10 protein-coding genes are annotated in these 12342 nt (G+C 76.4%); 8 read left to right on the forward strand and 2 right to left on the reverse strand.

All coding sequences use genetic code 11. The features are described 5' to 3' along the window. Positions 1 to 150: 150 nt before the first annotated feature. The 5 genes from O7628_RS11990 to O7628_RS12010 all read left to right on the forward strand — a co-directional run bounded on the left by O7628_RS11990 (position 151) and on the right by O7628_RS12010 (position 6965). Positions 151 to 1068, forward strand: coding sequence for a fructosamine kinase family protein (locus O7628_RS11990; RefSeq protein ID WP_278130383.1), 918 nt, complete (start codon positions 151 to 153; stop codon positions 1066 to 1068). Then, a complete protein-coding gene (moaA, locus tag O7628_RS11995) occupies positions 1065 to 2153 on the forward strand; it encodes a GTP 3',8-cyclase MoaA (protein WP_278130385.1) in 1089 nt (362 codons plus the stop codon). Before O7628_RS11990 ends, moaA begins: the two co-directional genes overlap by 4 nt. Positions 2154 to 2167: 14 nt before the next feature. Further along, positions 2168 to 2419 carry a MoaD/ThiS family protein gene (locus O7628_RS12000; RefSeq protein ID WP_246384233.1) on the forward strand — a complete coding sequence of 84 codons (252 nt, stop codon included), beginning with the start codon at positions 2168 to 2170 and terminating at the stop codon, positions 2417 to 2419. A gap of 9 nt (positions 2420 to 2428) precedes the next feature. Continuing rightward, positions 2429 to 3673, forward strand: a complete 1245-nt coding sequence (locus O7628_RS12005; protein WP_278130388.1) for a metallophosphoesterase — start codon at positions 2429 to 2431, stop codon at positions 3671 to 3673. A 103-nt stretch (positions 3674 to 3776) separates the two neighbouring features. Beyond that, positions 3777 to 6965, forward strand: coding sequence for a UvrD-helicase domain-containing protein (locus O7628_RS12010; RefSeq protein WP_278130390.1), 3189 nt, complete (start codon positions 3777 to 3779; stop codon positions 6963 to 6965). Positions 6966 to 7069: 104 nt separating this feature from the next. Here O7628_RS12010 and O7628_RS12015 read toward each other — a convergent pair whose 3' ends face one another. Both O7628_RS12015 and O7628_RS12020 read right to left on the reverse strand, forming a co-directional pair. Further along, complete coding sequence (locus O7628_RS12015; RefSeq protein ID WP_278130393.1) at positions 7070 to 7789, reverse strand: prepilin peptidase; 720 nt, start codon at positions 7787 to 7789, stop codon at positions 7070 to 7072. A gap of 10 nt (positions 7790 to 7799) precedes the next feature. Continuing rightward, positions 7800 to 8774, reverse strand: coding sequence for an EamA family transporter (locus tag O7628_RS12020; protein ID WP_278130395.1), 975 nt, complete (start codon positions 8772 to 8774; stop codon positions 7800 to 7802). Positions 8775 to 9572: 798 nt separating this feature from the next. Between O7628_RS12020 and O7628_RS12025 the strand changes: the two genes are divergently transcribed. The 3 genes from O7628_RS12025 (at position 9573) to O7628_RS12035 (ending at position 12342) form a co-directional block, all read left to right on the forward strand. Then, positions 9573 to 10055, forward strand: a complete 483-nt coding sequence (locus O7628_RS12025) for a hypothetical protein (RefSeq protein WP_278136291.1) — start codon at positions 9573 to 9575, stop codon at positions 10053 to 10055. Between the two features lie 72 nt (positions 10056 to 10127). Continuing rightward, positions 10128 to 10961 carry a hypothetical protein gene (locus tag O7628_RS12030; protein WP_278130397.1) on the forward strand — a complete coding sequence of 278 codons (834 nt, stop codon included), beginning with the start codon at positions 10128 to 10130 and terminating at the stop codon, positions 10959 to 10961. Positions 10962 to 11106: 145 nt separating this feature from the next. Beyond that, positions 11107 to 12342, forward strand: coding sequence for an ATP-binding protein (locus tag O7628_RS12035; protein WP_074478174.1), 1236 nt, complete (start codon positions 11107 to 11109; stop codon positions 12340 to 12342).

Consider the following 12342-nt stretch of genomic DNA (forward strand, 5'->3'; position numbering starts at 1 on the left):
GCCGGGCGGGGGCACCTCCGGAGGCCCTGTGGACGACACGCCGCGCCATCCACACTACGCACAGTATTCACCCAGCTCAGCGCACTGCATCGACGACGCACCGAAGGGGCGGCGCGCACGGCAGGGCGGCGTAACGGCTACCTTGCGCACATGGACCTGGCGTACCTGCGGGCGCATCCGGAGCACCTCCCGACGTTCCTCACCCACCAGCGGATCCGGGAGACGCCGGTGGCCGGCGGCGACGTCTGCGCGGCGTCCCGGCTGACCCTGGACGACGGGCACTCGGTCTTCGCGAAGACGTGGCCCGCCCAGCGGGCGGGGCGGCCCGTGCCGGAGGGCTTCTTCGCCGCCGAGGCGGCCGGGTTGCGCTGGCTGCGGGACGCCGGCGCGGTGGCCGTACCGGAGGTGGTGGTGGCGCTGCCGGAGCTGTTGGCGCTCGACTGGGTGGAGCCCGGCGAGCCGACGCCGGAGGCGGCCGAGCGGTTCGGCCGGGAGCTGGCCGCGCTGCACCGTGCCGGGGCCCCCGCGTTCGGCGCGGAGTGGGCCGGCTTCGTCGGCGCGCTCCCCCAGGACAACACGCCTGATGCCGGCCCCTGGCCGGCGTGGTTCGCCCGGCGGCGGCTGCTGCCGTACCTGCGGATGTCGGTCGACTCCGGCGCGCTCACCGCCGTCGAGGCCGCCCTGGTGGAACAGGTCGTCGAGCGGGTCGGCGAGTTCGGCGGCGACGAGCCGCCGGCCCGGGTGCACGGCGACCTGTGGCCGGGCAACGTGCTCTGGGGGGCCGACGAGCGGGCGTGGCTGGTCGACCCGGCCGCGCACGGCGGGCACCGGGAGACCGACCTGGCCCAGTTGGCGCTGTTCGGCGGCCCGCCGCACCGCGAGCGGATCATGGCGGCCTACCGGGAGGCGTGGCCGCTGGCCGACGGGTGGCGCGAGCGGGTGCCGCTGCACCAGTTGCACCTGCTGCTGGTGCACACCGCCCTGTTCGGCGCGGCGTACCGCGATGCGGTCGGTGCCGCCGCCCGGGACACCCTGCGCGGAGCGGGGCGCGCTACCGTCGAACGGTGACCGCCGCGCGAGGGACCGACGGCGTCCTCGTCGACCGGTACGGCCGCGTCGCCCGGGACCTGCGCGTCTCGCTGACCGACAAGTGCAACCTGCGCTGCACCTACTGCATGCCCGCCGAGGGGCTGCCCTGGCTGGCGGGGCCGCAGCTGCTGAGCGACGACGAGATCGTCCGGCTGGTGCGGGTGGCGGTGGAGCGGCTGGGGGTGACCGAGGTGCGGTTCACCGGCGGGGAGCCGCTGATCCGTCCCGGCGTGGTGGGCATCGTCGCGGCGGTGGCCACGCTGACGCCCCGCCCCCGGATCTCGCTGACCACGAACGGGCTCGGGCTCGACCGGCTGGCCCCGGCGCTGCGGGCCGCCGGCCTGGACCGGGTGAACGTGTCGCTGGACACCCTCGACGCCGCTCGGTTCGCCCGGCTGACCCGGCGCGACCGGCTCGCCGACGTCCTGGCCGGGCTGGCCGGGGCCGCCGCCGCCGGGCTCACCCCGGTGAAGATCAACAGTGTGCTGATGCGGGGCGTCAACGACGACGAGGCCCCCGCGCTGCTCCGCTTCGCCCTGGCCCACGGCTACGAGCTGCGGTTCATCGAGCAGATGCCGCTGGACGCCCAGCACGGCTGGGACCGCGCCGCGATGGTCACCGCCGACGAGATCCTCGCCACCCTGCGCGCCGGAGCCGGCGCGCCCACCGGAGCCGGCGCACGCGTCGAAGCCGACCCGCACACCGGGGCCGGCCTGCCCCGCACCGGGTTCGACCTGACCCCCGACCCGGCCGAGCGGGGCGCGGCCCCCGCCGAGACCTGGCTGGTCGACGGCGGTCCCGCCCGGGTCGGCGTGATCGGCAGCGTGACCCGGCCGTTCTGCGGCGACTGCGACCGCACCCGGCTCACCGCCGACGGGCAGGTCCGGGCGTGCCTCTTCGCCACCGAGGAGTCGGACCTGCGCGGCGCGCTGCGGGCCGGTGCGGACGACGACGAGCTGGCCCGGCGGTGGCGGGCGGCGATGTGGGGCAAGCGGGCCGGGCACGGCATCGACGACCCGACGTTCCTCCAGCCGGCCCGGCCGATGTCCGCGATCGGCGGGTGACCGTGCGCCACGACGTGCCCGACCAGCTCACCATCCGCTACTTCGCCGGGGCGCGGGCCGCCGCCGGCACGGCCGAGGAGACCGCATCCGCCGGCCGCGGTCTGGACGAACTCACGGACGAACTGACACGACGGCACGGCGAGCGCCTCGCCGCCGTGCTGAGGGTGGCGAGTTTCCTGGTCGACGGCGTGACCTGTCACGATCGCCGGACACCGCTGCCGGCAGGGGCGACGATCGACGTGCTGCCGCCGTTCGCGGGTGGCTGAGGAGGCTCGGTGTTGGCGGTTGTGGCTCTGGTGGGTTTCGTGCTGGTCGTGATCGGCCTCATCCACCTCTACCTGTGGAAGCGCCTGGTCGCCGACACCACGCGGTCGCGGCGGCTGCGCCGGGCCGGCGCGGTCGCGGCGGCGCTGCTCACGCTGCTCGTGCCGGCCACGCTCGCCGGCACCCAGAACGGCCTCTACTGGCTGGCCTGGCCGGGCTACGTGTGGTTGGCCCTGATGTTCTACCTGCTGGTCGTGCTGGTCGTCCTGGAGGTGCCGCTGCTGGTCGCCCGGCTGGCGCTGCGCCGCCGGGCCGTCGCCGCCGAGCCGGCCGCCGCCGCGCCGGAGCCGGTGCTCGTCGGGGCGCCCGGCGCCGCCGACCCGCCGGCCGCCGAGGTCGTCGACCCGCCCGACCACGACCCGGCCCGCCGGTTGCTGCTGGCCCGCAGCGCGGCGATCTTCGCGGGCCTCACGGCCGCGGGGACCGTCGGGTACGGGGTGCGCAACGCCCTCGGCCCGCCCCGGCTGGACCGGGTGCAGATCCCGTTGGCGAAGCTCCCGCGCGGCATGGACGGCCTGCGCATCGCCACCGTCTCCGACATCCACCTCGGCCCGCTGCGCGGCCGGGCGCACACCGAGCGCATCGTCGCGATGATCAACCGGCTGGACGCCGACCTCGTCGCGGTCGTGGGTGACCTGGTCGACGGGTCGGTCGCCGAGCTGGGCGAGGCGGCGGCCCCGCTGGGCGACCTGCGCTCCCGCTACGGCAGCTTCTTCGTCACCGGCAACCACGAGTACTACTCCGGCGTGGAGGAGTGGGTGCGGGAGGTGGACCGGCTCGGCCTGCGGGTGCTCCAGAACGTCCGCCAGGAGATCCGTACCCCGGCGGGGGTGCTCGACCTGGCCGGGGTGAACGACGTGACCGCCGCCGGGACCGGGCTGGCCGGTCCCGCCGACTTCGCCGCCGCGCTCGGCGACCGGGACCCGGGCCGCCCGGTGGTGCTGCTGGCCCACCAGCCGGTGGCCGCCGTCGAGGCCGCGAAGTTCGGCGTGGACCTGCAACTGTCCGGGCACACCCACGGCGGCCAGATGGTGCCGTTCAACCTGGCCGTCCGGCTCCAGCAGCCGGTCGTGTCCGGTCTCGGCGAGGTCGACGGCACGAAGGTGTACGTCACCAACGGCGCCGGCTTCTGGGGCCCGCCGGTGCGGGTGGGGGCGAACCCCCAGGTCACCCTTGTGGAGCTGCGCGCGCCCTGATCGGCGTACCGCGCCCTCGCCCCGGTGTCCAGACAAGGATTGCTCAGGTCACGCGTACGCGTGGCGGCGGGCGGGCGTCGGGGCGGGCGTGACAGGATGCGGCGTGCTCCCGTTCAGCGCCGTACCCCCGGCCGGCCCCTCGCCGTTCGTCGCGGACCTGCACATCCACTCGAAGTACTCGCGCGCGTGCAGCCGCGACCTGACCACCCCGAACCTCGCCTGGTGGGCCCGGCGCAAGGGCGTCGGGGTGCTCGGCACCGGTGACTTCACCCACCCCGCCTGGTACGACCACCTGCGGGAGACGCTGCACCCGGCCGAGCCGGGCCTGTACCGGCTCTCCCCCGAGACGGAGCGGGACGTCGCCCGCCGGCTGCCGCCCCGGCTGGCCAGCGAGGCGGAGGCGGACCCGGTCCGGTTCATGCTCAGCGTGGAGATCTCCACGATCTACAAGCGGGACGACCGCACCCGCAAGGTGCACCACCTGGTCTACCTGCCCGACCTCGACGCGGTGGAGCGGTTCAACACCACCCTCGGGCGGATCGGCAACATCGCCTCCGACGGGCGGCCCATCCTCGGCCTCGACTCCCGGGACCTGCTGGAGATCACCCTGGAGGCCAGCCCGGACGGCTACCTCGTGCCGGCGCACATCTGGACGCCGTGGTTCTCGGCGCTGGGCTCGAAGTCCGGCTTCGACGCGATCGCCGACTGCTACGCCGACCTGGCCGGGCACGTCTTCGCGGTGGAGACCGGGCTGTCGTCGGACCCGGAGATGAACTGGCGGGTCGGCAGCCTCGACCGCTACCAGCTCGTGTCCAACTCGGACGCCCACTCGCCGCCCGCCCTGGCCCGCGAGGCGACGGTCTTCGCCACGGGCCGCGACTACTTCGCGATCCGCGAGGCGCTGCGCACCGGCGACGGGCTCGCCGGCACCATCGAGTTCTTCCCCGAGGAGGGCAAGTACCACGCCGACGGGCACCGACTCTGCGGCGTCAACTGGTCGCCGGAGCGGACCCGGGCGGCGGGCGGGCGCTGCCCCGAGTGCGGCAAGCCGCTCACCGTCGGCGTGCTCAGCCGCGTCGAGGAGCTGGCCGACCGGCCCGAGGGGCACCGGCCGGCCCACGCCCGGGACGTCACCCACCTGGTGCCGCTGGCCGAGATCCTCGGCGAGCTGAACCGGGTGGGCCCGAAGTCCAAGAAGGTCGAGGGGAAGCTCAACGACCTGGTGGCCGCGCTCGGCCCGGAGCTGGAGATCCTGACCCGCGCCCCGCTAGACGAGATCGGCCGGGTCGGCGGGGAGCTGCTCGCCGAGGGCATCGGCCGGCTGCGCCGGGGCGACGTGCGCCGGGTGCCCGGCTACGACGGGGAGTACGGGGTGATCACCCTTTTCGACCCGGCGGAGCTGGGCGGGAAGGGAGCCGGGGCGCAGGCGGAGACGCTGTTCGACGTACCCGTGCCGGCGCAGCGACCGGCCGCGGAGCCGGCGGCGAAGGCGAAGCGCCCGGCCGCCGCGAAGGCCGAGCCGAAGCGGAAGCCCGCGCCGCCGGCCCCGCCGCCGCCGATCCCGCCGCAGCCCTCCCCGCACGAGCCGTTCGAGCCGATGCTCGCCGGGATGGAGGAGGTCGGCACGGGGCTGCTGGACCGGCTGGACGCGATGCAGCGGGTGGCCGCGTCCGCGCCGGGCGGGCCGCTGCTGATCGTCGCCGGCCCGGGCACCGGGAAGACCCGCACGCTGACCCACCGGATCGCCTACCTGTGCGCCGAGCTGAACGTGTTCCCGGAGCGCTGCCTCGCGATCACCTTCACCCGGCGGGCCGCCGAGGAGCTGCGGCACCGCCTCGACGGGCTGCTCGGGCCCGTCGCGGAGGACATCACCGTCGGCACGTTCCACTCGCTGGGCCTGACCGTCCTGCGGGAGAACGCGGGCGCGGCCGGGCTGCCGGCCGACTTCCGCATCGCCGACGACGCCGACCGGGCGGCGGCGAAGGCCGAGGCGGGGGAGGACCAGGCGGCGTACACCGCGCTGCTGCGCAAGCGGGACCTGGTCGACCTCGACGACCTGCTCACCCTGCCGGTGGAGCTGCTGCGCGCGGACCGGAAGCTGGTGCAGCGCTACCGGGACCGCTGGCAGTGGATCTTCGTGGACGAGTACCAGGACGTCGACGCCGTCCAGTACGAGCTGCTGCGGCTGCTCAGCCCCGCCGACGGCAACCTGTGCGCGATCGGCGACCCGGACCAGGCGATCTACTCGTTCCGGGGCGCGGACGTCGGCTATTTCCTGCGCTTCTCGCAGGACTTCACCGACGCCCGCCTGGTGCGGCTCAACCGCAACTACCGCTCGTCCGCGCCGATCCTCGCCGCCGCCGTCCAGGCCATCGCGCCGTCGTCGCTGGTCCGGGGCCGCCGGCTCGACCCGGCCCGGCTCGACCCGGAGGCCCCGCTGGTCGGCCGGTACGCCGCCGCGTCCGTCGCCGACGAGGCCGACTTCGTCGTACGCACCGTCGACGACCTCGTCGGCGGCCTGTCCCACCGGTCGCTGGACTCGGGGCGCATCGACGGCCGGTCCACCTCGCTGTCCTTCTCCGACATCGCCGTGCTGTACCGCACCGACGCGCAGGCCGCCCCCATCGTGGACGCCCTGGCCCGCGCCAACGTGCCAGTGCAGAAGCGCTCACACGACCGGCTGCGCGACCGGCCCGGGGTGGCCGCGATCGCCCGCGAGCTGCGGCACGCCGACGGCTCCGGCGGCCTGCCCGCCCGGGTGCGGCTCGCCGCGCAGGTGGTCGCCGACCGGTTCGCCGCGCCCACCCTCGACGGCTCCGGCGTGGTGCGCCCCGAGGAGGTCCGCGCCGCCGTCGACCTGCTCACCCCGCTGGCCCGGCGCTGCGGCGACGACCTGGAGCTGTTCCTGTCCCAGCTCGCCACCGGCGCGGAGGTCGACGCCCTCGACCCGCGCGCCGAGGCGGTCACCCTGCTCACCCTGCACGCCGCGAAGGGGCTGGAGTTTCCCGTCGTGTTCCTCGTCGGCTGCGAGGACGGGCTGCTCCCGCTGCGCTGGCCCGGCTCGACGCCCGACGAGGACGCGATCGCCGAGGAGCGGCGGCTGTTCTTCGTCGGCCTCACCCGGGCCCAGGACCGGCTCTACGTCAGCCACGCGGCCCGGCGTACGCGGCACGGGGCGGAGCGGGACTGCCGGCCGACGCCGTTCCTCGACGTGATCGACCCGGGGCTGTTCGAACGCCTCGGCGAGGCGGAGCCCCGCCGCCCGAAGGACCGCCAGCTCCGCCTGCTGTGAAAGGAAGGGCCCCCTGTTAACGCCTGAGGTAGAGAAGGGTCCCCTTCTCACGGCGGGCGCGGTGGCGGGCGCGGTGGGGGCGGGGCGGGGCGGTGGCGGGCGGCTCAGGCGGCGAGGGTCGCCAGCCAGGCGCCGGCGAGCAGGGCCGGCCCGAGCGGCAGCAGCGTGTCCCGGCGTATCCGGCGGGCGGCCAGCAGGCCGAGCACGGCCAGCCCGTGCAGCACGTGCGGCAGGACCAGCCCGGTCAGCAGCGCCGGCCAGCCCAGCCAGCCGAGCGGCAGCCCCAGCACGGCGGCCAGCTTCACGTCGCCGAAGCCGAGCCGCGAGCCGGGCAGGAGGGCGAGCAGCGCGTACCCGAGGAACGACAGCCCCGCCCCGGTCAGCGACGCGAGCAGCCGGCCCGGCCGGCCGTCGGCCGCCGCCGCGACCAGCCCGGCCGCCGCGCCGAGCGCCGCCAGGCCGACCAGGGGGTCCGGCAGCCGCAGGCAGGCCAGGTCGACCGCCGCGAGCAGCAGGCCGACCGCCGCCACCGCGAGGAACGCCGGCAGCGCCGGGCCGACGCCGGGCGCGGCACCGAGCCCGGCGAAGACCACGGCGGCCATCGCCGCCCAGGCCACAGCCGCCCTCCCCCGGGCCCCGCCGCGCCGGCCCGCGCCGGGTCGACCAGCACCGACCCGGGCAGGATCGAGCCGGGGTACGCCGGCCCAGCGCCCCGCAAGCCACGGCACGAACGCCCCGAGCACCGCTCCGGTCAGGGCGAGAGCGAGGACTCCGACGGTCGGCCTGCCGGTCAGGGCGAGAGCGGGCACGCCGGTGGTGGGCACCGGCCGGACGCTACCGCCGGGCCGGTCGGGCCGCCGCCCCGGTGCGCCGTCCGGGGCGTTCCATGCTGACCACGAGCGCGACCCCGGCGACGATCACCGCGCCGCCGAGCAGCACCTGCGCGGTGACCGGCTCCGCGGCCAGCAGCGCGCCGAGCGCGACCGCGACCACCGGATTCACGTACGCGTAGGTGGACACCAGCGAGATCGGCGCGTGGTGCAGCAGCCAGACGTACGCGGTGAAGGCGACCAGCGAGCCGGCGACCATCAGGTACGCGAGGGCCAGCCAGGACCGTCCGGTGACCTGCCCGGGGTCGAGGTCCCGCAGTTCGCCCCGGGCGGCGGCGAGCACGGTCAGCGCCACGGCACCGGCGACCATCTCGTAGACGGTGGCGACGAACGGGTCCGTGGGCATCCGTAGCCGCCCGGCCAGGAAGGAGCCGACCGACCAGCAGGTGGCCGCAGCGACCACGGTCAGCGCGCCGGCCAGCGGTGCCGCTGCCGATCCGCCGGTCGGCAGCACGAGCAGGACCAGGCCGAGGAAGCCCAGCGTCACCCCGGCGAAGGTCCACACCCGGGGCCGGTCGCCGCCGAGCGTACGGAGCACGACGACCAGCAGCGGGACCGTGGCGACGAGCAGCGCCGCGATGCCGGAGGGCACCGCCGTCCCGGGCGGCCCCGACTCGGCGAGCACCACCAGACCGTTGCCGCCGGCCAGCAGGAGCACGCCGACGAGCGCGGCGGAGCCGAGCTGCCGCCGGTCGACGCGCAGGGCGCCGGCGCCCCGGCGTACCCGGAGGACGAGGGCGAGCACGACGGCGGCCGCGCCGAACCGGAGGCCGGCCGACGCGAGGGCCGGCAGCGACTCCACCGCGACCCGGATGGCCAGGTAGGTGGAGCCCCAGAGGACGTAGACGACGGCCAGCGCCGCCCAGATCAGCGCCGGTCGGACCGCCGGCGCGGCGGCCGCGCCGGTCGGATCCGGCACGTTCGGTAGGGGTGGCGTAACCCGCCGGGGTGGTGATGTCATCGGTTCGCCACGCTACGGTGACCACGGCGTCGGCGTCCCTGGTTGGTGGCCGGCCTCACCGCTCGGGGTAGGAGGGTGTGCATGTCGAACTACGGACCACCGGGTGAGGGTCCCGCCGGGGCGAGACCCGGGCGACGACCCGACGACGGGTACGGCACGCCGGCCGAGCCGTGGGCGGAGGACTCCTGGGGGGACGACGCCTGGGCGGACCCGGACGCGCCGCCGCGCCGGCCGGGCGCGCCGGAGCCGGGGTTCCCGGCGCAGGGCGGCCACCGGCCCGGCCCGGCCCAGCAGGGCGGCTACCGGCCCGCCCCGCACCCGGCCCCGCACCCGCAGGGCGGCTACCGGCCCAAGCCGGGCCCGCAGCGCGGCCGCCCGCCCGAGCCGGGCCAGCATCCGGGTTACCGGCCGGAGCCGGGTCCCGATCCGACGTACGCCGGGTATCCGCCCGAGCCGGGTCCCGCCGGGCGGTACGGTTCCCCGCAGCCCGGGCCCCCGCCGGCCGACCGGGCGCCGTGGCCGGGCGACCCCGGCCGGTTCGCGGCCGGCGGCCCCCGCGAGCCGCAGCCCGGCCCGTGGGGCGGGCCGGGGCCGCACGACCCGGGGCACACCGACGTCTACCGGCCGGTGGGGGCGGGCCCGGCGCACCCCGGGGACCGGTACGTGGACGACCGGCAGGCCCCCGCGCCCTACCCGAGGTCGGGCGGAGTGCCGACCTACCCGGGCGAGCCGGGCCCGCCATATCCGGGCGAGCCGCTGCCGCCCTACCCCGGCGAGGCGGGCCGTAAGCGCGGTCGGGGTCCGCTGATCGCCGTGCTGGCCACCCTGGTCGTGTTCGCGCTCGTCGGCGGCGCGGCCGTGTGGTATCTGCTGCGGCAGGACGATCCGCCGCCCGCTGCGGGTCCCGCCGCGCCCAGCGCCGGTCCGACGCCGGAGGACACCCCGGCGGCGTCCACGAGCGCGCCCACCGCCCCGGCGCCCGAGTCGTCGGCGGATCCCCGGTTCGTCAAGGTGGGCCAGTGCGTGCGCAACGAGGGGCCGTCGGGCGGCAAACCCAAGCTGCTGATCAGCCCGTGCGGCCCGAAGACGTACGAGGTGTTGCGCCGGTTCGACGGGCAGACCAGCGGGGAGAAGGACGCCGAGGCGAAGTGCGCCAAGGTGGCCGGCTACACCAACTGGTACTTCTTCGACAGCCAGTTGGACACCCTGGACTTCGTGCTCTGCCTGAAGCTCCGCTGACCCGCGCCGAAGCTGCGCTGACGCCGCTCGTCCGGTGCCGCGCCCTCCGTCCGCCACACCCCTGGGGGAGAGATGTCATCCTTCGGACCGCCCGGCTCCGGCGCGCCCGACGACCCGTACGCCAGGCCGCCCGCCGGCCCGCCGGTCGACCCGACCCTGCCGCAGTGGGGCCCGCCACCCGGCGGTGACCAGCCGGGGTATCCGCCGGGCCAGGCCGCGTATCCGCCGGGCCCGCCGGGCCACCCCACCGAGCAGCCGGGCTACCCGCCGCCGGGGCCCGGGGCCGGCCAGTCGGGCGGGTACCCGCCGCCCGGCCCCTTCCCGCCCGCCGGCCAGCCGGGCGGGTACCCACCCCCCGGTCCCTTCCCGCCCGCCGGCCAGCCGGGCCCGGCCGCGCCGTGGGGCCCGCCGCCGCCCCCGGGGTACGGGCCACCGCCCGTCGCCGCGCCCACGCCGGGCCGGGGCCGCCGGATCGGCCTGATCATCGCCCTGGTGGTCGTGCTGCTGCTCTGCCCCTGTCTCGGCCTGGCCGGGTGGGGGATCTGGCAGGCGGCCGACGACGACGGCTCCGCGGCGCCGACGGTGACCGCGTCGGCGGTGCCGACGGGCGAGTCGAGCGACGTGCCGACGGCCGCCCCGACCACGGCCGAGCCGAGCCCCACCGAGGACGACGACGGGGACTTCGTCAGGGGCGACTGCGTGGTCAACGACGGCACGGACGCCAACGCCGACCTGCGGAAGGTCCCGTGCGGACCGGACACGTACGAGGTCCTGCTGCGCATCCCGGGCACCACGAACGGCGACCGGTGCAAGACGGCGTCGCCGGACGCGACCGCCAACTTCGTCAGCGACAACCCGATCAACGCCCTCGACTACGTGCTCTGCCTGAAGCGACGCACGGGCTGAGGGAGCGCGTCCGCTACCCGAAACTAGGGCTGTCTAGCGTGGACGCTAGACAGCCCTAGTTTTGCCTCGACGGCCGGCGACACGCCGGTAGGGTCCTCTACGGATGTCTAGCCTCGCAGCTAGACGGCCCGATACTGTGCGATTCGTGGATCCGGTCCGCAACCCGTACGCGCCGGGCGCCGGCCAGCGCCCGCCCGAGCTCGCGGGGCGGGGGCGGGAGCTGGACGTCTTCGACGTCGTCCTGGAGCGCATCGCCCGGGGCCGCCCCGAGCGCAGCCTGATGCTCACCGGCCTGCGTGGCGTGGGGAAGACCGTCCTGCTCAACACCCTGCGCTCGCAGGCGATCACCCGGCTCTGGGGCACCGGCAAGATCGAGGCGCGACCCGACCAGTCGCTGCGCCGCCCGGTCGCCGCCGCGCTGCACATGGCGGTGCGCGAGCTGGCCCCCCGGCACCGGGCCCCGGACCGGATCGACGCGTTCCTCGGGGTGCTGAAGGCGTTCGCCCAGCGGTCCGCGCCGACGGGTCGGGCGGGCGCGGCCCCGAAGCTGCGCGACCGCTGGCAGCCGGGCATCGACGTGCCGGCCGCGACCGGCCGGGCCGACTCCGGCGACATCGAGATCGACCTGGTGGAGCTGCTCAGCGACGCCGCGGCGGTGGCCGCCGACGTCGGCACCGGCATCGCCGTCTTCATCGACGAGATGCAGGACCTCGGCCCCGAAGACGTCTCGGCGCTCTGCGCCGCCTGCCACGAGCTGTCGCAGCTCGGCGCGCCGCTGATCGTGGTGGGCGCGGGCCTGCCGCACCTGCCGGCCGTGCTCAGCGCCGCCAAGTCGTACTCGGAGCGGCTGTTCCGCTACCAGCGCATCGACCGGCTCGACCGGATCGCCGCCGACCAGGCGCTCTGCGCGCCGGCCGAGCGCGAGGAGGTCGCGTACGAGCCGAAGGCCCTCGACCTGCTCTACGAGAAGTCGGGCGGCTACCCGTACTTCGTCCAGGCGTACGGCAAGGCCACCTGGGACCACGCGCCACGGTCCCCGATCACCGACGCGGACGTCCGGGTGGCCGCCCCCGAGGCGGAGGCCGAGCTGGCGGTGGGCTTCTTCGGCTCCCGGTTCGAGCGGGCCACGCCGGCCGAGCGCGAGTACATGCGCGCGATGGCCACCCTGTCGCTGGTGGAGGGGGACGCTGGCGGTCGGGACGACATGGACGCCGCCGTGCCGACCGCGGAGATCGCCCGGGCGCTCGGGCGCAAGCCGGCGAGCCTCTCCCCGGCGCGGGACGCGTTGATCAAGAAGGGGCTGATCTACTCCGGGGAGCGCGGCACGGTCGCGTTCACCGTCCCGCACTTCGGCCGCTACCTGCGCACCCAGCCGGCCTGA

Origin of the sequence: Micromonospora sp. WMMD956 (genome assembly GCF_029626125.1) — a bacterium.
Taxonomy (GTDB): domain Bacteria; phylum Actinomycetota; class Actinomycetes; order Mycobacteriales; family Micromonosporaceae; genus Micromonospora; species Micromonospora carbonacea.

What these genes read in the sequence shown, in the direction of transcription:
- O7628_RS11990 (WP_278130383.1), top strand. Translation starts at nt 151, where the DNA reads ATGGACCTGGCGTACCTGCGGGCGCATCCGGAGCACCTCCCGACGTTC.
- O7628_RS12030 (WP_278130397.1), top strand. Translation starts at nt 10,128, where the DNA reads ATGTCATCCTTCGGACCGCCCGGCTCCGGCGCGCCCGACGACCCGTAC.